17 protein-coding genes and 1 pseudogene are annotated in these 21,545 nt (G+C 70.7%); 11 read left to right on the top strand and 7 right to left on the bottom strand.

All coding sequences use genetic code 11. The features are described from left to right. Positions 1-53 precede the first annotated feature (53 nt). Positions 54-1,304, top strand: coding sequence for a hypothetical protein (locus ACIP5W_RS23000; protein WP_401476562.1), 1,251 nt, complete (start codon positions 54-56; stop codon positions 1,302-1,304). A 295-nt stretch (positions 1,305-1,599) separates the two neighbouring features. On the opposite strand, the gene ACIP5W_RS23005 is transcribed toward ACIP5W_RS23000, so the two are convergent. After that, positions 1,600-2,412, bottom strand: coding sequence for an alpha/beta fold hydrolase (locus tag ACIP5W_RS23005; protein WP_401476565.1), 813 nt, complete (start codon positions 2,410-2,412; stop codon positions 1,600-1,602). 112 nt (positions 2,413-2,524) lie between these two features. Between ACIP5W_RS23005 and ACIP5W_RS23010 the strand changes: the two genes are divergently transcribed. From ACIP5W_RS23010 to ACIP5W_RS23030, 5 genes are all read left to right on the top strand, one after another. Next, complete coding sequence (locus ACIP5W_RS23010; RefSeq protein WP_401476568.1) at positions 2,525-3,352, top strand: helix-turn-helix domain-containing protein; 828 nt, start codon at positions 2,525-2,527, stop codon at positions 3,350-3,352. A gap of 291 nt (positions 3,353-3,643) precedes the next feature. Continuing rightward, entirely contained in the window at positions 3,644-3,862 is a 219-nt protein-coding gene (locus ACIP5W_RS23015; protein ID WP_401476571.1) for a hypothetical protein, read from the top strand. Between the two features lie 3 nt (positions 3,863-3,865). Continuing rightward, positions 3,866-4,717 carry a sensor histidine kinase gene (locus ACIP5W_RS23020; RefSeq protein ID WP_401476574.1) on the top strand — a complete coding sequence of 284 codons (852 nt, stop codon included), beginning with the start codon at positions 3,866-3,868 and terminating at the stop codon, positions 4,715-4,717. Next, a complete protein-coding gene (locus ACIP5W_RS23025; protein WP_401476577.1) occupies positions 4,704-5,375 on the top strand; it encodes a response regulator in 672 nt (223 codons plus the stop codon). The genes ACIP5W_RS23020 and ACIP5W_RS23025 overlap by 14 nt, the downstream gene beginning before the upstream one ends. Positions 5,376-5,647: 272 nt before the next feature. Continuing rightward, entirely contained in the window at positions 5,648-6,886 is a 1,239-nt protein-coding gene (locus ACIP5W_RS23030; RefSeq protein ID WP_401476580.1) for a serine hydrolase domain-containing protein, read from the top strand. 339 nt (positions 6,887-7,225) lie between these two features. Here the strand turns inward: ACIP5W_RS23030 and ACIP5W_RS23035 are convergent, their stop codons facing one another. The 3 genes from ACIP5W_RS23035 to ACIP5W_RS23045 all read right to left on the bottom strand — a co-directional run bounded on the left by ACIP5W_RS23035 (position 7,226) and on the right by ACIP5W_RS23045 (position 9,672). Beyond that, positions 7,226-7,780, bottom strand: coding sequence for a TetR/AcrR family transcriptional regulator (locus ACIP5W_RS23035; RefSeq protein ID WP_401476583.1), 555 nt, complete (start codon positions 7,778-7,780; stop codon positions 7,226-7,228). 283 nt (positions 7,781-8,063) lie between these two features. After that, positions 8,064-9,476, bottom strand: coding sequence for an amidase (locus ACIP5W_RS23040; RefSeq protein WP_401476586.1), 1,413 nt, complete (start codon positions 9,474-9,476; stop codon positions 8,064-8,066). Continuing rightward, positions 9,463-9,672 carry a hypothetical protein gene (locus tag ACIP5W_RS23045; RefSeq protein ID WP_401476589.1) on the bottom strand — a complete coding sequence of 70 codons (210 nt, stop codon included), beginning with the start codon at positions 9,670-9,672 and terminating at the stop codon, positions 9,463-9,465. The genes ACIP5W_RS23040 and ACIP5W_RS23045 overlap by 14 nt, the downstream gene beginning before the upstream one ends. Positions 9,673-9,899: 227 nt before the next feature. On the opposite strand from ACIP5W_RS23045, the gene ACIP5W_RS23050 reads away from it, so the two are divergent. Next, positions 9,900-11,066, top strand: coding sequence for an MFS transporter (locus tag ACIP5W_RS23050; protein ID WP_401476910.1), 1,167 nt, complete (start codon positions 9,900-9,902; stop codon positions 11,064-11,066). A 22-nt stretch (positions 11,067-11,088) separates the two neighbouring features. Next, positions 11,089-11,988: an MBL fold metallo-hydrolase gene (locus ACIP5W_RS23055; RefSeq protein WP_401476592.1), complete on the top strand. Its 900-nt coding sequence runs from the start codon at positions 11,089-11,091 to the stop codon at positions 11,986-11,988. A 672-nt stretch (positions 11,989-12,660) separates the two neighbouring features. On the opposite strand, the gene ACIP5W_RS23060 is transcribed toward ACIP5W_RS23055, so the two are convergent. Next, positions 12,661-13,266 (bottom strand): helix-turn-helix transcriptional regulator, encoded by a 606-nt coding sequence (locus ACIP5W_RS23060; protein WP_401476595.1) that lies wholly within the window; start codon positions 13,264-13,266, stop codon positions 12,661-12,663. A gap of 96 nt (positions 13,267-13,362) precedes the next feature. On the opposite strand from ACIP5W_RS23060, the gene ACIP5W_RS23065 reads away from it, so the two are divergent. The 3 genes and pseudogenes from ACIP5W_RS23065 to ACIP5W_RS23075 form a co-directional block, all read left to right on the top strand. Next, the gene (locus ACIP5W_RS23065; RefSeq protein WP_401476598.1) at positions 13,363-14,067 is read left to right on the top strand and encodes an ABC transporter ATP-binding protein; all 705 of its coding nucleotides are present in this window, start codon (positions 13,363-13,365) and stop codon (positions 14,065-14,067) included. Next, positions 14,067-16,898, top strand: a complete 2,832-nt coding sequence (locus ACIP5W_RS23070) for an FtsX-like permease family protein (protein WP_401476913.1) — start codon at positions 14,067-14,069, stop codon at positions 16,896-16,898. The genes ACIP5W_RS23065 and ACIP5W_RS23070 overlap by 1 nt, the downstream gene beginning before the upstream one ends. A 272-nt stretch (positions 16,899-17,170) precedes the next feature. After that, a pseudogene (locus tag ACIP5W_RS23075) lies at positions 17,171-17,419 on the top strand (hypothetical protein); the annotation flags it as partial. A gap of 215 nt (positions 17,420-17,634) precedes the next feature. Here ACIP5W_RS23075 and ACIP5W_RS23080 read toward each other — a convergent pair. Both ACIP5W_RS23080 and ACIP5W_RS23085 read right to left on the bottom strand, forming a co-directional pair. Then, a complete protein-coding gene (locus ACIP5W_RS23080; RefSeq protein ID WP_401476601.1) occupies positions 17,635-18,975 on the bottom strand; it encodes a class I SAM-dependent RNA methyltransferase in 1,341 nt (446 codons plus the stop codon). 92 nt (positions 18,976-19,067) lie between these two features. After that, positions 19,068-21,170, bottom strand: a complete 2,103-nt coding sequence (locus ACIP5W_RS23085; protein ID WP_401476603.1) for an APC family permease — start codon at positions 21,168-21,170, stop codon at positions 19,068-19,070. Between the last annotated feature and the right edge of the window lie 375 nt (positions 21,171-21,545).

Below are 21,545 nucleotides of genomic sequence, written 5' to 3' on the forward strand. Positions count from 1 at the left end.
GAGCGACGCGCTGATCTCCACCAGGGCCTGCTCGAACTGGCCTGCAGCCTCATATGCCTCCGCCGCCTGCGAACCTCATTCTGAAACGATCAGTTAGGGGGACCCTCGCCGACGGGGACCCGGGAGCGTATCCGTACACGCGGGACGGCCGGTTCGTCCTCACCGGCGAGGTGGTCGTCGGTTCCCTGCACAGCGTGCCGCACGTCTGGGACATGAAGGGGGCGGACACCGTGCGCGGGCGGTCGCCGAAGCTGCGGTTCACCGTGCCCGGGCCGTGGCAGGCGCAGTACTTCCTGCCCGGCCGCGACCGGCCGGTGCTGCTCGCGCACCGCTGGACCGAGGACACCGACGAGCACGCCTTCCGGGTCTGGGACCTCGGCGGCGACGGGCCGCCGGTGGCGGGCGCCGAGATCCCGGTGCGCTCCGCGCCGAGCGTGCGCACCGCCGTCTCCGGGGACGGCCGGCTGCTGGTCGTCGGGAACTCATCGGATCCGACGGCCGCGATCTGGGACCTGAGCGACCCGCTCCGGCCGGTGCGGCGCGCGGTGATCCCGGTGACGGCCTCGGCCGAGCCCGAGAGCATGGTCTTCATGGGCCCGAGAGCGCTTGCGACCGTGGAGGGCGAGGGCCGCGGCCGGGGCCTCGACCTGCGCCTGTGGGACCTGAGCGACCCCGCGCGCCCGTTCCGCGTACCCGAGCCGCTGAAGGGCGCGGCGACCGCCCGGGCGGCCTACGTCCACTCCCTGCGGCTGCTGCTCACCGACGGCGACGCCCAGACCGCCAGGCTGTACGACCTGCGGGACATTCGGCACCCGAAGTCCGTGGGGACGCTGCCGGCCGCCTCGGGCGGCTACACCCCGGTCGGCGGCGGTCTGCTCGCGACGACCCTCCAGGACGGCACCGTACGGTTCTACGACATCCGCGACCCGCGCCACCCGGTGCTCCGGCACGCCCAGCGCCTCGACCGGGAGGTCACCGCCATCACGCCCGACCTCGAGGGCGGCCGCGTGCTCACCGCCGAGCCGTACCGCGTCTGGGACGTCGCCGCGGACGGCAGCTGGCGCATGCCGGCCTTCGCCACCCTTCAGGGCGTGCGGAGCGTGGACCTGCTGCCGGGGCGGACGCCGTTCATGACGGTGGTGGCGGACGCCCGGTCGAGCGACCGCGGCCCGGAGTACACGTACCTCCTCGACCGCGATCCGCAAAAGGTCTACGACCGCCTCTGCGCGACCCACCCGCTGGGCGTCGAGCCGGACCAGTGGAAGGCCCTTTTCCCACAGCTCGACTACCGACCCTCCTGCTGACGAGGCTCGCGCGAAACCGAGGGAGCGGAGGTGGGAACGTCGAGCGCACCCCCGAGGCGGCAGCAGAGTCGGAGCCGCTGATGGAGCAGGAGCCCCGTTCGAGCGGGAGCCGGCCGTGGTCGAGCGGGACACCTCCCGGGCGGCGACAGCGCGACAGGCCACTACTCCCGCGGGACCGCCGCCCCTACCCACGACCAGCTCAAACGCAGACTCTGCTGTGCGGTCGGCGGACAAGCAGATCGGTCGGGTGCGGTGCGACGCGGCAGGGCCTGTCCCGGCCCCGTGGAGGGGATGATCAGGGGCGCGGCCCGTCGTCGGGCCGCGGGGACGGTCGGACCGCCGGCTCGAATGCGGTGATGGCGTCGACGAGTTCGGCCGGGGCTTCCAGCGGGATCAGGTGACCGGTGCGGGGGACCACCACGAAGTCGGGGCGGGAGAGGTAGGGCACCAGGTTGTCGCGGAGCACGCCGACCGGCTCCACCTGGTCGTGTTCTCCGGCGACGACCAGAGCGGGCACGCCGACCATGCGCGTGTATTCGGTGATGTCCTGCGCGATGCCGTGCAGCGGCCACTCGGTCCGGGCGGCATCGGTGACGGTCCGCGAGTCGGCCACGATCTGCGCCTTGACCGAAGCGGGCAGCTCGGTCGCAGTGAGGACGTGATCCCGTGCCCCGGCCACGGACTCGGCGGAGTCGTAGGCGTGCGACAGGGCTTGCTGGTACTCGGGAGTGACCTGTGCGGCAGGCTTCGCCGGGCCGGAGCCGACGAGAACGATGCCGCGCAGCCCGGCGGGCCGGGTGGCCGCGACCAGCTGCGCGACCTTTCCGCCCATCGAATGCCCCACCAGGACGTACTCGGTGACCCCCGCATCCGCGAGCACTGCGAGCGTGTCGTCGGCGAGCTGACCGAGCGTGTAGGGACCGGGCAGAGCGCTCGACCGGCTCCACCCGCGGAAGTCGACCGTGAGCACGTCACGGCCCGCCAGGAGGTCGACGACGAGGTCCCAGGTACGGGCGGAACCGCCCCAATAGTGCAGGAACACCAGAGTCGGTCCGGTCCCCCGCCGATGGTCGTAAGTGGGCAGTGGCGTCTGCTGCGTCGTGTTCATGATGGCTCTTCCGGTCGATGCTCCAGGCGATTGCCCTGTGCATCCATTGAATCTTTCGCACCACGGACGGGGCATTGGCGTGACAGGTCATCCGATGGTGAAAACTGGACACGTGAGCGTGATCCGGCACATGACCTACCAGCCCGCGGAACGCCGCGCCGCCTCGGTCGAGACGATGACGTTCGGCCGCCTCCGCGAGCTGAACGACGGCGGCACGCAGCGCGCCGACTTCCACGTCCTTGCCGTCGTCGACGCCGGACCCGGCTCAGTCACCGTCGATTTCCGCCGACATCCGCTCCGAGACCGGTCCGCGGTGTGGATCCCACCCGGCGCCGTGCACCGGTGGGACGACATCGCCGACGTGGCAGGGCACCTCGTGCTGTTCGTGCCGACCGCGCCGGTCACCCACGCCACCCGAGAACTGGTCGCCTCCCCGGACCCGGCCGCGCACTGGAGCATCCCCGACGCCGACTGGCCCTTCGTCGACATGGCGCGCAGCCATCTCCTCCTCGAAGCATCCGCCCCACCCGGTGACTCCCGGACGGAGTTGCCCGACATCCTGCTCTCCGCGCTCATCACCCGGCTGCACCCACCGCACGCCGAAGCACGGCTCACCCCTTCGGTGTTCCGGTTGTTCCGCACCAGCGTCGAAGCGCATTTCCGGCAACACCATGACGCCGGCTACTACGCCCGTACGCTGGGATACGCGCCCCGCACCCTCTCACGAGCGGTGCAGCAGGCCACCGGCCGCACCGCGAAGGCGTACATCGTCGAACGGATCACCCTGGAAGCCAAACGGCTCCTCGCACACGACCGCCTCACCGCAGCCCGCTGCGCCGACCTGCTCGGCTTCCCCGACGCATCCGCCTTCTCGGTGTTCTTCCACAAGGCAACAGGCAAACGCCCGGGCGCATGGCAGGCGACGGTGACTGCCGAGTGAGGAGGCACCCACAAGAACCGTCCTCGGACAACTCGACCGCCCGAACACGACACGCCTCCGCCAACTGAGGCCGTGGCAAACGCGAGAGGGTCGATGAGCCGCCCCGACAGCCTCCCGCCGGCCTGCCGCCCCCACCCCCGCCGGGCTTACGAAAAGATCAGTAGTCTCGGACGGATGAGAGTGATGGACGGCAGGTGGCACGGGTGGGGCACCGATGCCGGGTTGCTCGTACTGATATTTGTGCCCGCGCTTCTGTCGCAGCCGTACGTGGATACCTCTGGACCGGCTTGGGTGTCGCTCACGGTGTACGAGGCCGTCGGCGTAGTGGTCCTGCTGTTGCGGCGGCGGCTGCCGGCCACCACCTTCGTCGTAGGTTTCGGAGCTCTTCTGGCGGCACTGGTGTGGGGTGCGGGCGAGGGGGCCAAGCTGTCACCGCTGGTCTTCCTGCCGCTGGCGGTGCTGCTCTACAACCTGGGCCATCACGGTGCGAGCTGGAGGCGGACGGTGTAGGCGGTGCTGGGCGTCGCCGTGCTGGGCGGGGCGGGTCTGTGGCTGAACCGGATGACGACCGATTCCAGTGACTTCCGGGGCGGTCTGGACGTCCTCGCTGCGCTGGCCCCGATGCCGCTGGCCTGGGCGATGGGGTTCGCCGCACGGACGCGGCAGGCGCTGCTGGCCGCGGCGGAGCAGCAGGCGGCCGATGCACGCCGGGCGCAGGCTCTGGAGGCAGCGCAGGCCGCGCAGCGGGAGCGGGCGCGGATCGCCGGTGAGATGCACGATGTGGTCGCGCACTCGCTGACCCTGCTTGTCGTTCACGCGGAGACCTTGCGGGCCCGCGGTGGCGAGTTGCCCGACTGGGCTCGTGCCCAGGTCGACGGGCTGGCGGCGGCAGGCCGGCAGAGCAGCGGTGAGCTGCGGGATCTCCTGCGAATGCTGCGCGACCCCGCGGACGCGGTCCTGCTCCGGCCGGCGCCGGACCTTGCTGAATTGGACGCGTTGCTGGACGGCCACCGTGCCATGGGCGGAACAGTCGAGCTGACGATGGACCTCACGCCGGAGGCTGTGCCGGGAGCTGTGCAGCTAACGGGTTATCGTCTCGTGCAGGAGGCACTGGTCAACGCCCGTCGGCACGCGCCCGGGGCGCCGGTCCGGGTGACTGTCGCGTCAGTCGCGGGACGGTTGCGGTGCGAGGTCGTGAACGGTCCCGCCGCGCGGCGTGGCGCGGCCGATGCGGGCATCGGACTTGGTCTGGTCAGCTTGGAGGAACGCGTGGGCGCGCTGGGCGGCGACCTCACCGCCGGTCCGACCGGCGACGGCGGCTTCCGCGTGGTGGCCACGATGTCGTTGGAGTGTGCGGGTGACTGAGCAGATCAGTGTGCTCGTCGTGGACGACGAACCAGTCATCCGCGCCGGGCTGAGCGCCATTCTGGACAGCCAGGCGGACATCAGCGTGGCGGGCACCGCGGGCGACGGGGAAAGTGCCGTCGAGGCGTGCGCACGGCTGCGGCCGGATGTACTGCTGATGGACATCCGTATGCCGCGCCGCGACGGTCTGTGGGCACTGGTCGAGCTTCAGCGCCGTGGACTGACCGGGTCGGGGCGCAGCCGGGTGCTCATGCTGACGACGTTCGACCTGGACGAGTACGTCGACGACGCGCTCGCCGCGGGGGCGTCCGGCTTTCTCCTGAAGAACAGTTCGTACGAGGAGCTGACCGGAGCCGTGCGCGCCGCGGCGGCCGGGCACAGCACACTGAGTCCCGCGGTGACCCACCGGATCATCGAGGGCCATCTCCGTGGCCGGCGGCGCCCCAGCGACCAGGAGCTGGCGCGGCTGAGGGCCCTTACCGAGCGCGAGGCCGACGTACTGCGTCTGATCCGCGACGGCCTGAGCAACGCCGAGATCGCCGACCGGCTCGTGGTGAGCCTGCACACGGTGAAGACGCACGTCAGCCGTGTGCTCACGAAGACCGGCTGTCAGAGCAGGGCGCAGGCTGCGGTGCTGGCCAGGAACTCCTGGTCCTGACCCGTTCCCCGGTGGGCGGGACGGCGAGGCGCCTCCACCGCGGGGTCATTCCTTGGAGTGACCCCGCATCGGCGGGAAGCCCTCCATCGAGCGATGTGCCACGGGCGCGCCGCTGGCTGAATGGTCGCTGTGCGCGGAGCCCTCGAACGCCTTCAACGGGGTGAACGCCGGATCCCTCCACGTACGGAGCAACTGCCACGCGCCGAAGGGGAACTGCCATGTCCGCACACACGCCGTCTCGCCGTCACCGGGTTCTTCGAGGGGCGCTGACCGTGGCGTTGGCCACCTGCCTGGGCGCGGTGCTCGTCAGCTGCTCGGACGAGGGGCAAGGCGGGACCGAACTCGCGGCCGGGCGGGGTACGGCGCATACGGCAGCCGCCGGGCGCCTGAGCGTCCTCGCGCAGAAGGCGGCCGACACCGGCTCCCTGGGCGTCATCGTCCGGATCGACCGCGGCGACGGGAAGCCCGTCGAGATCGCCCGCCAGGCCGCCTGGACGAAGGACGACCACCGCCTCGCCGTCGGCGACCGGTTCCGGGTCGGGTCCAACACCAAGACGCTCACCGCGACGCTCGTCCTGCAACAGGTCGCCGAGAAGAGCATCGGCCTCGACGACACGGTCGAGAAGTGGCTGCCCGGACTGGTCAAGGGCGGTGAGCACATCACGGTACGGATGCTGCTCAACCACACCAGCGGCCTGGGAGACTTCCTGCTGACGTCCGAGTTCCTGCCCTCGCTCACCGGTCAGGAGCAGCGCACGTGGAAGCCGGAGGAACTTCTCGCCATCACTCCCGAGCAGGACCCGCCGACCGAGCCGGGCGGGAAATACTCCTACAGCAACGCCAACTACGAAGCTCTCGGGCTGATCCTGGAGAAGGCCACCGGGAGCAGCCTGGCAGAGCTGGTCGAACAGAAGATCACCAAGCCGCTCGGCATGAAGGACTCGTTCCTGGCCACGGACGCCGCCTGGCCCGCCGGGAAACCCCACGCGACCGGCTACGAACCGGACGCCGAGCGCCTGAAGGCCCTCCTTTCCGGGACCGTGGACCTGCCCGAGGGTGTCGGATTCGCCGGGCCCGAACGCCCCGGGGACAACATCGACACCGCTGCCATCGACCCGAGCTGGTCGTGGGCGGCAGGCGGTATGGTCTCCACCGCGCAGGACTGGCAGCGCTTCCTCACCGCGCTCATGTCAGGCCGGTTGCTGCCCGAGGCCCAGATGAAGCAGATGCGCACCACTGTGGACGCCCCCGAGGAGGGCGGAGGTTACGGTCTGGGCCTGATGAAGGTGGACACGCCCTGCGGCACGGTCTGGGGTCACACCGGCGGCCTGCCCGGCTACTCCAGCGAGATCTACACCGACGCCACCGGCACCCGTGGCGTCGCGGTCTTCACCCTCACGAACTTCGGCATCAAGGAAAAGAAGGCCGCGACCGCGAACAAGGCCCTCGTCGACGCGGCCACCTGTCAGGTGCTGGGCGACCCGCAGCCCTCGAACAGGACGACCGCATGACAGGCACCGCACCCTGGCCGGGAACGGGCGGTGCGGCACCACGGGCAGCGTCAATGCGGTCACACGCCCCCGAGGAGCATCCGCTGCCCGCGCCCGGCGGCCGGCCGACACTTCCAGCGCGTGGCGAGCCGACCGCCGACAACTGACCGCGTCGGCCCCACGGACCAGAGGACCGTGGGCGCCGCCGGCGCGTCCGCCCCGTGCCGGACCCCGCAATCCTCGTGCCCGTCTCACGGGGCGCCGGGCGAAGTCGCCGAAGCGTCCGTCAAGACGTGCGCCGCGCGGGTGCTTTCCGAGACGACGGAGACAGCCGCCCGGTCACTGCTCGCCCTTCCCGCGTCAGCCGAAGACCTCCGTCACCAGCCGACGAGCGTACGCGGCGTCGAGCCCGGCCGGACGGAAGAGGATGCGATACATCATGGGGGCGACAATGCGGTCCATGGCGGTCTCGACGTCGGGACCGTGTTCCTCGCGGTCGGCGGCTCGGGCGAGTATGACGTTGATCTGTTCGGCCGCATAGGCCGAGCACTGGCCGGCGTTGTTGCCGTCCGGGTCGCCGAGCAGGGCGTCGCGGATGTAGGCGCGTCCCGAGGCGGACGTCATTTCGTCGAGGAACTGTTCGGCCCACGCCGTCAGGTCGGACCGCAGGTCGCCGTGGTCCTCCGGTGCGGTGTCGGGTCGCAGCCGCTCCACCGCAACATCCGAGAGCAGTTCCTGCAGGTTGCCCCAGCGTCGGTAGATGGTCGACGGGGTGACTCCGGCGCGCTGGGCGACCAAGGGGACGGTCAGAGCCTCGCGGCCCCTTTCCTCCAGGAGTTCCCGTACGGCGGTGTGTACCGACGCCTGGACGCGTGCGCTGCGCCCGCCGGGACGAACCCTTTGCCTGGTGCTCATCCCACCAGCCTAAAGCACAGTCCTTGCGTTTAGCGGTTCCCTGCACCCCGGGCAGCGCATGCCCTGCGGTGGCACCGTGGCCCTGTCGCTGCCGACCCTCCGCGCGTTCCGGCACCCGCAGGTGACACCGACACCGCCTCTGCGGCAAAGGGCGAGCGCCTGCCCGACGGTTGTGCCGGGGGGCCTCGCCGATCCCGTCGTGGCGGGCATCCGGTCCTGATCCCGCCGGAGCCGAGCGGTGTGTGGGCCGGGCCGCAAATTTCCGGCCCGGCCCACACCGCCCTCAGGTGACGGGTGCGAGCGATCGGGCGGACTGCGTCCGCTCGTACGCGTGGCCCACCAGCAGCAGCGTCCGCTCGGCGAAGGGCCGCCCGAGCAACTGCATGCCGATGGGCATGCCTGCCGTGTCCTGGCCGACCGGCACGGAGAGTGCGGGCACTCCTGTGATGTTGGCCGGGGAGGAGAGGCGCACATAGGCGTCGGAGACGCTCTCGACCGTCCCGTCGGGCCAGGTGACGGTCTCCTGGCCCGACGGGACCGCGGTCATCGGGACCGCGGGGGCGGCGATCACGTCGACTTCCTTCAGGAGGCCGGCCCATTCGTCGCGCATCAGCGTCCGGGCGCGCTGCGCCCGCAGGTAATCGCCCGCGCCCATCAGCTCACCGGCCTCCAGGAGGATCCGGACATCCGCCTGGTACAGCTCAGGGACGGTACGCAGGGTGCTTTCGTGGTACGCGGTGGCTTCCGGCACCATCAGGCCCCACTGGGTGGCCTGGATGTAGCGGGTCATCGGTATCTCGACCTCGATGAGCCGGGCGCCGAGCGCCTCCAGTTGTGCGATGGCGCGGCGGACGGCGGCCGCGACTTCCGCGTCGACGTGCTCGAAGTAGTAGTTGCGAGGCACGCCGACGCGCACTCCCGTCAGGTCCGGATCGGGGCACGGCCGGTAGTCGACGCTGGGGACGGCCACCGAGGCGGGGTCACGGGGATCGTGCCCGGCGATGGCGGTCAGGACCAGGGCCGTGTCGTCGACGGTGCGGGTGATCGGGCCGACGTGGTCGAGCGACCAGGACAGGGACGTGACGCCGTGACGGGGCACGAGTCCGTACGTCGGCTTGAGTCCGACCACCCCGTTCAGGGCGGCGGGCACCCGGATCGATCCGCCGGTGTCGGTGCCGAGGGCGAATGTCGCCGCGCCGGAGGCCACGGCGACGGCGGAGCCGCCGCTGGAGCCACCGGCGACCCTGCCGCGGTCCCAGGCGTTGTTGGTCTGCGGGGTGGTCAGCCCGTAGGCGAACTCGTGGGTGTGCGTCTTGCCGATCAGAATCGCGCCGGCCGCCCGCAGACTCGCGGCGACCGTGCTGTCGGAGGCCGCGCGATGACCGGCCCGGGTCCTGGAGCTTGCCGTGGTGGACACGCCGACGACATCGATCAGGTCCTTGAGTCCCACCGGGATCCCGTGCAGAGGACCTCGGATCCCGTGCAGAGGACCTCGGCAGGAACCCCGTGCGGCTTCGCGTTCGGCCTCACGGGCGGTCCGGCGGGCCTGATCAGCGAAAACCTCGACGTAGGCCGCAACGTGCGGCTCCACCTGCTCGATGCGGTGGAGGACCGAGTCGACCAGCTCGACGGGGGACAGCCGTCGCTCCCGGATCTCCTGCGCGGCGGCGGTGAGGGACAACTCATACGGCTGCATCGTGCTTCTCCTTTTCCGCACGGAAGGCACCGGCGGGCGGGGTGTCACCGAAGTTCAGCTCGCGCAGGGCCGCGACGACGGAGTGGATGTGGTCGGCGGTGGCCGCAACCACCAAGTGGCGGTCATCGGGCAGTGGAAGCCCGGCACGGGCGGCCCAGCGGGCGGCCTCGGGCGGTGTGAGTTCGGCGGAGGGCATGGATTCTCCCCTGGTCGGGTGGTCGGGCCTGGAGCGACGAGGCGCACCACTCCAAAAGCTAACGATTTGCTTTAGCTCGACTGCAGGACCTACCGTGCCTTAAGGCAAACACGTTGCTTTAAGGGAGGGGTTTCATGTCCGGCCCACTCGCGCACTGCCCTGCCGGGGGCAGCCGCGCCCACGGGAGAAGCCGTGCCGCCTCCTTCGCTCTGAACGCGTCCGTACTCGTGGCCCTCTTGGCGGCATCCAGTGCCCCGACACCGCTGTACCCCCTCTACCAGGAGCAGTGGGGCCTTTCACCGCTCGCCGTCACGGTGGTCTTCAGCGCCTACTCCCTGGCGCTGCTGTCGGCCCTTCTCACCACCGGAGCGCTCTCCGACCGCCTGGGACGGCGTCCCGTCCTGGCAGGCGCCCTGGGCGCGCAGGCCGTCGCCATGGTTCTCCTCGCCTCAGCGGAAGGCACAGGCTCCCTGACAGCGGCCCGTCTCCTACAAGGAGTGGCCACCGGTGTGGCCACCAGCGCCGCAGGCGCGGCTCTCCTCGACCTGGAAAACCCGCGGCATCCCGGTCGGTCCGCCCTGACCAACACCATCGCCCCGGTCGCCGGCATGGCTGCGGGCGTTCTCGTCTCCACCCTCCTCGTCCGCTTCGCCCCGGCCCCCACGGTCACCGTCTACACGCTGATGGCAGCACTGTTCGCCGCCCAGGCGATCGGCGTCGCCTTCACCACGGAGACAGTCAACCGCCGGGCAGACGCGCTCCGATCGCTGCGCCCGCGGCTCGGTGTACCACCCGCGGTGCGCCGCACCCTGCTGACCACCGGCACCGCAATCGTCGCAATCTGGGCACTGGGCGGCTTCTACTCCTCCCTCGGGCCGGCCCTCGTGCGCCTGGTGGCCCCCAACACCCCGCAGGCGGCCCTCGGCATGGTCTTCTTCACCCTCAGCGCCGCAGCCGCACTCACCATGTGGATCCTGCGCCGCACCACCCCCCTCACCACCGCGATCGGCGGATGCTTCTCCGTCCTGCCCGCCGCGGTCCTGACCCTGAGCGGTTTGCACGGCGCCGGACTGCCGGCCGTCTACGGCGGCGCGGCCCTGGCCGGAGCAGCCTTCGGCGCCGTCTCCCAAGGCGTGCTTCGCATGCTTCTCACCTCGCTCGACGAGCAGTACCGCGCCGCGACGCTGGCCGCCTACTACGTTCTGAGCCACCTCTCCATGAGCCTGCCCGCCATCGCCGCGGGGGCCGCGGCCCAGCACTACGGGCTCAGGACCACCTCGCACGCCTACGCCGTCATCGCCGCACTCCTCGCTGCGGCGGCCCTCACAGCGCTCGCCGTGTCACGAAGCCGGACAGGGCCCTGCAGCAGTCCGCGCAACCGGCCTCTCCGCTGAAGAGCAAAGGAAAAGACAGATCATGCAGACTCCCCCGGACACCCCCGTCCCCTCCTGGGCCGTGGGCGACATCACCGTCCACCGCATCGACGAAATACCGCTGCCGCCCGCGACCGGACCCTGGCTGCTGCCCGACGCCACTCCTCAGGTGGTGGCCGGCCAGGACTGGCTGCGCCCCCACTTCGCCGGCGACGACGGCATCCTCCACATCGACAGCCACAGTTTCGCGTTCGCCGTGGACGGGCTGCGCGTACTCGTCGACACCGGCATCGGCAACGGCAAGCAACGGGCCAACCCGGCCTGGCACGACCTGCGCACCGACTTCCCCGAGCGCCTGGCCGCCGCCGGCTTCCCGCCCGGCTCCGTCGACCTGGTGGTCCTCACCCACCTGCACGCCGACCACGTCGGCTGGAACACCCGGATGGCGCACGGCGAGTGGGTCCCCACGTTCCCCGAGGCGCGCTACCTCACCGCACGCGTCGAAAGGGAGTTCTGGGCCGCGTACGACATGGAGGAGGCACGCCGCCAGATGTTCCGCGACTCGGTGATCCCGGTCGAGCAGGCCGGTCTGCTCGACCTGGTCGACGTCCCGACCGAGGGTGTGCAGATCACTCCGGGCCTGCGCCTGGTCCCCACCCCCGGCCACACCCCCGGCCATGTCGCGGTCGAACTGAGCAGCCGGGGTGAAACGGCGCTGATCACCGGTGACTGCATTCACCACCCGGTCCAACTCGCCCACCCCGCCATCGGCGCCTGCGTGGACATCGACCCACAGCAGTCCGAGACCACCCGCGGTGAACTGCTCGCTTCCCTCGCCGGCACGGACACCCTCCTGCTCGGCACCCACTTCGCCCCGCCCACAGCCGGCCGTGTCGTCGCGCACGGGGGCGCCTACCGGCTGCGGCCCGTTCCGGCGACCTGACCTGCAAGCCCGGCCGGTCCGCCGGGGCCCGACAGGCTCGGCGACGCCGCGGACCGACACCCCCGGCCGCTTCATCAGCCTCGACCTGTGGGCTGTGCAGGCCAGACCGGAACGACGCGCGAGTGGTCGGCGTGATCGTCTTTGTGTGTCAGAGGCGGGTTTCCCAGATGGCGCCGATCGTGGGCGCAGTCCGGTCCTGGTCGGGTGATCGGCGTACGTGTATCTGCCCCGCCGACCACAGCGCGCCCGGCAGGTCCGGAGCAGCCTCACCGACCTGCCGTCAGAACGAGCGTCAAGACCACGCGCCACAGACGCGAGGCCGGGCCGTCCGAGCCGGGTCGGCCACCTCCGTATGACGGGTAGAACACCAGGTCAGCGGCGGCCGGGGAGGTTGCGGTGAGTCTCCGCATCGTGCACTTCAAAGAACAGGCCGAGCACACTCGGCCAGACCTGAGCAGCACAGTAAAATCGCAGGTCAAATGCCCTTTGCAGCAGGCTCCAGGATCGCCACGCACTCCACGTGATGCGTCATCGGGAAGATGCCGGCTTGAGCGGGTCTCGGAAAAGGCCAGGTCAGAGGCCATTCATCGGCTCGCTGTCCCGCCTGCGGGAGACCAGAGCGTCAAACGGGCGTCACGGTCGACAATCCATCCCCGCGCGTACGGCCCCCTCTCATCCCGCCCTGCCCCTCGGAGCCTCGTCGGCGTCGCCCCGTACCTGTGAGGGTGAGCGCTCCGGCGCCTGCGCGCTCTGTGCCGTGGCGAGCGGGCCCAGATGCTGTGCGGCGCTGTCCAGCAGTCCGAGGTCGGCCTTGGTGTGCGCGATGGCGGCGTCGATCAGGACGGCGACCAGCGGCTCGTCGGCGTGGGCGCGGCGCTGCTGCGCCAGGCCCGCGAGCTCGGACAGGTACGTCTGCCGCTGCGACTCGATCAGCGTGGCCAGGGCCTGCGGGCCCAGCGCGACAGCGCCGAGGAGCTTCAGGAACAGCTCGTCGCGGAAGCCGCCGACGCGCACCCAGGCGGTGGTCGCCCACGAGCGCAGCTCGGCCTCGCCCGCTTCGGTGAGTGTGTAGAGGTTCTTGTCGGGCCGGTCGGTCTGCGTGACCTGCGAGCGCGAGACATAGCCGTCACGGACCAGCCGTTCGAGGATCTGATAGAGGTGGCCGATGTTCAGGCCGCCCCACTGCGGGCCGACGGCCTCCTCGAACCGGGCCTTGAGTTCGTATCCGTGATTCGGTCGCCGGGTCAGCAGCGCGAGCACGGCGTGGTGGAGCGGCATACACGTCCCTTCTACATTGTGACAACATACCCCTGAATTGTCGCAATGCAGGGGCGGCGATGTACGTGCGCGATGTACGAGGACGAGGCTGCATACATGGCTGTGAGCGTGACATTGCGCGGGGTGAGCCGCCGGTATCCCGGCCTGACCGCTCTGGACGAGATCGACCTGGAGGTCGCGGCCGGTGAGGTGGTGATGCTGACCGGCCCGTCCGGCGCCGGCAAATCCACCGTCCTGCATGTGACGGGCGGCATGGACCAGCCCGACGAGGGGCACGTCGAGATCGACGGCACACAACTGACACCCCGGGACCTGGACCGTCACCGGCGGCGTGTCGGCTTCGTCTTCCAGCGCTTCCACCTGCTGCCCTCGCTGACCGCGCTGGACAATGTGCTCGCCCCGGTCCTGCCGCGCAGAGTGGACTTCGACCGGCATGCGCGCGGCATGGAGCTGCTCGAAGCCGTCGGCCTGGGCCGGCGGGCCGACGCCCTGCCCTCGCAGTTGTCGGGCGGCCAGCAGCAACGCGTCGCCGTCGCACGGGCGTTGATCAACCGACCGGGACTGTTACTGGCCGACGAGCCCACGGGCAACCTGGACAGCGTCATCGGGCGGGAGATCATCGACCTGCTGATGTCGCTGCGCGAGCGCTACGGGATGACGATGCTGATCGCCACGCACGACGCCGAGGTCGCCGCGGGCGGCGACCGGGTGGTGCGGCTGCAGGACGGCAGGATCACCTCGGACCAGCGGATCACCCCGTCCGGCGACGTGCTGCACCGGCTGGGGGGCCTGCGCCCGTGATGGCGATGATTCTCGACCAGCTACGGCGGCGGCGCGGGCGCGCGCTGGCCCTGGCCGCCGGAATCCTGGTGGCGGCGACCAGTTTCACCCTGCTGACCGCGACGGTGAGCACGAGCCAGGCGACCACCGTGGGCACGGTACGGAAGAACGCACGCTCCGCGTACGACGTCCTGGTACGCCCGCCCGACTCGCAGACGGACGTGGAGCGGCGGAGCGGTCTGGTCACGCCGAACTTCCTGTCCGGCACGTTCGGCGGCATCACCATCGACCAGTACCGGCGCATCCGCGGCATGGCCGGGGTCGACGTGGCCGCACCGGTCGCCAACATCGGCTATCTCATGGTGGCGAGCACCGTCACGGTGGACGTGTCCCGCTTCCTGGACGGGAAGGCGTCCCGGCAGATCCTGCGCATCAGCCCTACGCTCACCTCCGGACTGGGCAGCTACCGCACCTCGGACGAGTACGTCTACCTCACCCGCTCCCCCCTGACGTCGGGATCGGAGTCGGACGGCCTCTTCGAGTCCGACACCCTGGAGACGGGTACGGCCGACAAGAGCACCCAGCGGTACCGGATCAAGGGGAAGTACGACGTCTGCTTCTACTTCAACCGGGACAAGACCGAGCAGACCGAGTTCAACCTGGATCTGCCGTTGAAGCCGAACATCATCGCCGAGGACCTCAGGGACAGGTCACCGTTCGACCCGGACCTGAGTTCGCGGATGAACTGCCAGTCCGGCCAGGACAAGGCCACGATCGACGTTCCGGTCAGTTACCCCGTGCTGCTGGCCGCCATCGACCCGGTGGCCGAGAACCGGCTGGTGGGCCTGGGCGACACCATCGTCTCGGGCCGGATGCTCACCGAGCAGGACAAGCCGTGGAGGGTGTCGGGCGCCAAGAGCGTCCACGGACAGTACGACTCCTACATCCCGGCGCTGCTCAGCGACACCCCGCTGACCACCGGCACGCTCGACGCCACGGTCGAGCGGCTCGACGTCGGCGACCCGGCCGAGCTGCCCTCGAAACTGGGCAACCCGACAGCCGCCGGCTTCGTCCGAAACCTGCACGGCACCACGGTGGGCACGACCCGCGTCGACCTGAGCAAGGGCTACCGGAAGGCACTGACCGAGGACTCGTTCGACACCGGCAGCTACTGGACGGTCGGCCCGGTCACCTACCGCCGGACCTCCGACGGCGACCTCGCCGCGCAGCTGCAGCCCCCGCAGAAGCCCAGCCTGTGGATCACCAACTCGAACCGGCAGCCGTTTCCCAACGTCCCCGAGGAGAACCACCAGGGCACCCAGTACCGGAAGGTGACCAGTCACGCCGCCACGAACTGCATCGGACTGGGTAGGTGCGACGGCGTGGACTCCGGACGCCTGCCCAATCCCTTCGTCCACCTGGTCGGCCGCTATGACACCGGCAGACTGCCCGGCTTCTCACCACTGTCCGACACCCCGCTGGAGACCTACCAGACACCGCAGGTCACCGGTGCGGACAGCGCGACCCGAGCGAAGCTTCACGGCAAGCCCCTGCAGCCCGACCGCAACCTGGGCGGCTACGTCAGCCCGCCGCCCACCATGCTGACGACGATGGACTCCATCACCGCGCTCACCAAAAGCCGTCGGGTCCCGAGCCTCCAGGACAAGGCGCCGGTCAGCGCGATCAGGATCCGGGTGGCAGGAGTGACCGGCGTCGACACCGCCTCCCGGGCGCGGGTGAACGCGGTGGCCGGGAAGATTCGGGCCGTCTACCCCCGGCTCCAGGTCGATGTCACCGTCGGCAGCTCGCCCGCACCGCAGACGGTGGCACTGGGCGACTCGGCACAGGTGACGGAGCGTTGGGTCGCCAAGGGCGTGGCACTGCGCATTCTCCGGGCGGTGGACACCAAGAGCGCGGTGCTCTTCGTGCTGGTCCTCGTCGTGTGCGCACTCTTCCTAGGCCAGGCCGCGCTGGCCTCGGTGCGCTCACGTCGCACCGAGATCGGCACGCTGCGCTGCCTCGGCTGGAGCGGTGGCGAAGTGCTCCGCCTGGTCCTCGGCGAACTGGCGCTGATCGGCCTCGCCGCCGGAGCCGTGGGCACGGTGCTCGCGTACGTGCTGGGCCGGGTGCTGGGCCAGCCCGAAGCCGGCGCCAAGTCACTCCTCGTGCTCCCGGTGGCGCTCCTCCTGGCCACGGCGGCGGGTCTGATCCCCGCCTGGCTCGCCACCCGGCTGGGACCGATGGAAGCCGTCCGGCCCCCGGTGACGGCGGCCCGCCGCGCGCACCCGGTGCGTTCGGTGGCCGGACTGGCCATGCTCAACCTGCTGCGGGTGCGGGGCCGCACGCTGCTGGGTGCGACAGGGCTGGCGCTGGGAGTGGCCGCCTTCACCGTGCTGCTCGCCCTGACGCTGGCCTTCCGGGGCGAGGTGGCCGGGTCGCTGCTCGGCAGCGCCGTGGTGGCGCAGGCGCGCGAGGCCGACTACCTCAGCGTCGCCCTCTCCCTGCTCCTGGGTGCCGCCGGCGCCATCGACGTCCTGGTCATCTCGCAGCGCGAACGCGCCGCCGATCTCGCGGTGCTGCGGGCGACCGGCTGGACCAACCGCGACCTGGCGAAGCTGACCCTCTACGAGGGGATCGGACTGGCTCTGCTGGGCGGCCTGTCCGGTGCGGTGGCCGGTCTGGCCGGGGTGCTGACTCTCGGCCGGGGCGTGCTGCACGGTCACCTGTTCCCGGTCGCCGGCGCCGCGCTACTGGCCACGCTCGCGGCGACCGCCCTGGTGGTGGCGGCTCTGACGGTGCCGATCCGGAGGCTGTCCCGGATCGCCCCCGCCCACCTGCTCGCCGCCGACTGAGCCGAGCCGCCGCCACCGCAGGCGGCTTCGCACAGCGGAGGACCCCGGCCCGTGTTCACGGGCCGGGGTCCTCCGCTGTCGACGGACGTCCGCGGTCGTGCCCTCCCCTGTCAGCGACAGCCCTCGGTATCGGCTCACGTCGCCGGACATTCATCGGTGGATCCGTTGCCGAGGGGGGGCCGCCGGCCGACAGACGCCCACCCGCACGGCATTTCGGACCGGGGTGAACGAGCCGCCCGCGGGCTCGGACCTGTCGCCCGCTACGCGCCGGGTACGGCCGGGAGCCCATGGCCCCGACGCAGGCGCCGCACCGCGGGCACGAAGATCCGGTCGTCGGCGAACTGGTCCTGGACCGGGACACGCTCACCGCCGACACCGATCCCGACCAGTACCTGACCGTCTGGACCGCCGCCCCGGGCTCCCCCACCCACGAGCGGCTGCGCATCCTGGCTTCCGTACCGTACACACGCCTCCCTCCGGCGCCTTGGCGTGGAGACGATCGAATCAGGACGCACACATAACTTGACGCCTCATCAGATAGAGCGTCACATGAGCGTCACTGCTGCTCTGCGCGAACCCGGCGAAGCTCGGGGGCACCCCGTGCCGGCCATTCCGGCGATGAGCGAAACCCCAGGTCAGGGGCGTTCGCCGACGCGTGTCGTGCTCCACCTCCTGCACTTCGGGAAACAGATCGAGCACACCCGACCGCACCGGAGCAGACCAGGAAAACCGCAGCTCAGAGCCCCTTTACGGCAGGCTCCAGAATCGCCACGCACTCCACGTGATGCGTCATCGGAAACAGATCGAACGCCCGCAGGGTCCGCACCCGGTACCCCCCGTCCCGGAAGTACGCCAGGTCGCGTGCCAGCGCGGCCGGGTCGCAGGCCACGTAGGCGATCCTCCGTGCGCCCAGGGAGGAGAGGTGCTGGACCGTCCTGCGTCCGGCGCCCGCCCGCGGCGGGTCGAGGACCACGAGGTCGACCTCGCTGATGCCCGTCCGCGGGAGCACGCTCTCCACCTTGCCCTGCTCGATCCGCACCCGGTCGAAGCCGGCGAGGTTGTGGCGGGCGTCCTCGACGGCGCGCTTGCCGGACTCGATGCCGAGGACCGCGCCCTTGTCGCCGATGCGGTCGGCGAGGGCGCCCGCGAAGAGGCCGACGCCGCAGTACAGGTCGAGCGCCATGTCGCCCTTGCGTGGCAGCAGACCCTGCATGACCGCCTTGACGAGGGTGTCGGCGGCCTGCGGGTGGACCTGCCAGAAGCCGCCGCTGCCGACGCGGTGGGTCCGGCCGTCGGCACGCTCGCGCACGAACGCGCGGCCGTGGACGCGGTGGATGCCGCCGTCGTGCTCCTCGACGCGCATGACGGAGACGGGCCTGTCGAGCTCGACGAGGGGGAGGCGGGCGCCCGGCCGGGGTTCGAGGATCACCATGCGGTCCTGGGAGCCGGTCGCGGCGATGGCGTCGACGGACGCCATCCCGGACCAGTCGCGGTTCTCGATGCCCAGTTCGCTGATGCCGGGCGCCGCGATCATGCAGTGCTCGATGGGCTCGACCTCGTGGGAGCGGTGGCGCCGCAGTCCGGCGTTGCCGTCGGCGTCGACCGCGTACTGCACGCGCGTCCGCCACTGCGGCACCTGGCCGGCGGGCAGCTTGTCGCCCTCGGCCGGCATCACGGTGCCGTCCCAGCCGGCCTCCTCGGGCGTGAGGCCCGCGAGCCGCTTCAGCTGCTCGGCGATCACCTCGCCCTTGAGGCGGCGCTGGGCGCCCGGCTTGGCGTGCTGCCAGTCGCAGCCGCCGCAGCGGCCGGGTCCGGCGTACGGGCAGGGCGCCTCGACGCGGTCCTTGGACGCCTCCAGCACCCGCACCGCGTCCGCGCGCAGGAACCGGGCTCCCTCCTCGCCGTCGGTCACCCGGGCCACGACCCGCTCGCCGGGAAGCGTGTGCCGGACGAACAGCACCTGTCCCCCGTCGGTACGGGCGATGCAGTGCCCGCCGTGCGCGACGGGGCCGACCTCGACCTCGTACTCCTCGCCGACCAGCGACCTCGCCTGCGACTTCTTCGTTTCTGCCTGCATGGCGGGATGACTCCACTACGTCGAACGAGGTACGGCCGGACAACAGCCCACCAGTCTACGTGGCTGTCGTCCGGCCGCTCACCATGAGCAGGTCAGGCCTGCGGACCCGCGGAGCCCTCGCCCGGCGCGTCCGGGGAGCCGGTGGAACCCGTGCCCGACGGCTCCTTCGCGCGCCCCTCGTGGACCGGACCGCGCCGCACGGAACCGGGAGCGTTCCACTCCTGCCGCCTGCGGGCCCGCTTCTTGGCCACCTCGGAGGACTGGAGCTGGTAGGGCACCGAGGTCACCATCACGCCGGGCGTGAACAGCAGCCGGCCCTTGAGCCGGAGCGCGCTCTGGTTGTGCAGCAGCTGCTCGTACCAGTGACCGACCACGTACTCGGGGATGATCACCGACACGGCGTCCCGCGGCGACTCCCGGCGCAGGCTCTTGACGTACTCGATGACCGGCCGCGTGACCTCGCGGTAGGGCGAGTCCAGGACCTTCAGCGGTACGTCGATGCCGCGCCGTTCCCACTCCTCGCGCAGCGCCTTCGTCTCGGCCGGGTCGACGTTGACGGTGAGCGCCTCGAGGGTGTCGGAGCGCATCAGCTTGGCGTAGGCCAGGGCGCGCAGCGTCGGACGGTGGATCTTGGAGATGAGCAGCAGCGAGTGGACGCGCGAGGGGCGGACGCTGTCGTCGCTGGGTCCCTCGGGTGCGGCGAGTTCCTCGGAGACGCCGTCGTAGTGGCGGCGGATCACGGTCATCGTGCCGTAGAAGATCACCATGCCGAGCAGGGCGACCCAGGCACCGTGGGTGAACTTCGTGAGCAGGACGACCACCAGGACGAGGCCGGTGAAGAACGCGCCGAAGGTGTTGATCGCCCGGGAGCGGACCATGTGGCGGCGCTTGGCCGGGTCGGTCTCGGTCGCCAGGTGGCGGTTCCAGTGCCGGACCATGCCGGTCTGGCTGAGCGTGAAGGACACGAACACCCCGACGATGTACAGCTGGATCAGCCGCGTGGAGTCGGCGCCGTACAGGATGATCAGGAAGGTCGCCGCGCCCGCGAGGAGAACGATGCCGTTGGAGAACGCCAGGCGGTCGCCGCGGGTGTGCAGCTGACGGGGCAGGTAGCGGTCCTGGGCGAGGATCGAGCCGAGCACCGGGAAACCGTTGTAGGCGGTGTTGGCCGCCAGGAACAGCACCAGCGCGGTCGCCGCGGCGAGCACGACGAAGAGGAAGCTGCCCTTGCCGAAGACGGCCTCGGCGACCTGGGTGATCACCGGGTTCTGGACGTAGTCGGCACCGACCGCGACACCGTTGTTCAGCAGGTCGACGGCCGGGTTCTCGGCCATGCGGACGTCGGTGAACAGGGCCAGCACGATGATCCCGCAGAACATCGTGACGGCGAGCAGGCCCATCGCGGCCAGGGTGGTCGCGGCGTTCCTGGACTTGGGCTTGCGGAAGGCGGGCACGCCGTTGGAGATCGCCTCCACGCCGGTGAGCGCCGCACACCCGGAGGAGAACGCCCGCAGCATGAGGAAGAACAGGGCGAAGCCGGCGAGGCCCTGGTGCTCGGGCTTGATCGTGTAGTCGGCGGTGGGCGCGCGCATGGTGTCGCCCAGGACCAGTCCCCGGAACGCGCCCCACGCGATCATGATGAAGACGCCCGCGACGAACACGTACGTCGGAATGGCGAAGAGCTTGCCGGACTCCTTGACGCCGCGCAGGTTCATCAGCGTCAGCAGCACGACGACGGCGACCGCGCAGGCCACCTTGTGCTCGACGACGAACGGGATCGCGGAGCCGAGGTTCTCGATGCCCGAGGTGATGGACACGGCGACGGTCAGGACGTAGTCGACGAGCAGGGCGCTCGCGACGGTCAGTCCGGCCCTGGCGCCGAGGTTGGTGGTGGCCACCTCGTAGTCGCCGCCGCCGCTGGGGTAGGCGTGGACGTTCTGCCGGTAGGAGGCGACCACCGTGAACATCAGCACGACGACCGCGAGCGCGATCCAGGGGCTGAGGTGGTACGCCGACACGCCCGCGATGGACAGGACCAGCAGGACCTCCCCGGGCGCGTAGGCCACGGAGGACAGCGGGTCGGAAGCGAAGACGGGCAGGGCGATGCGCTTCGGCAGGAGCGTTTCTCCGAGCCGATCACTGCGCAGTGCGCGCCCGATCAGAATCCGTTTGGGCACGTCGGTCAGTTTGGACACAACTGAGCATCGTAGGCCTTCGAACAGGGGACCGCCCACCCTCCCCCCGGGGGCAGCCGGGTGATACCGCGCCCGGCCACTTCACGGACACCCTCCGTCTGCCTCACGGGTGAAATCGGCCACGGCGCGGCTGCGGATTCCGCGGCCGTACCGATCCCCGTGCCTATATGACAATTCCCGTCCCCTGCCGCCCTCTGGAGGTTCCATGCACACGACCGCGGAGCTGATCGGCGCCGCCGGCACCCTCGTCGGCCTCGGAATCCTCACCCTGCTCAGCCTGTGGAGCATCAGCCGTCGCTGACGCCGGGAACGGTGCACGGGGTGCCCCCCGCGGACCGCGCGTGTGTAGCTTGGTCGGCGGTCTGAGACCCTGTT

Source organism: Streptomyces sp. NPDC088766, from assembly GCF_044750845.1.
Taxonomy (GTDB): Bacteria; Actinomycetota; Actinomycetes; order Streptomycetales; family Streptomycetaceae; genus Streptomyces.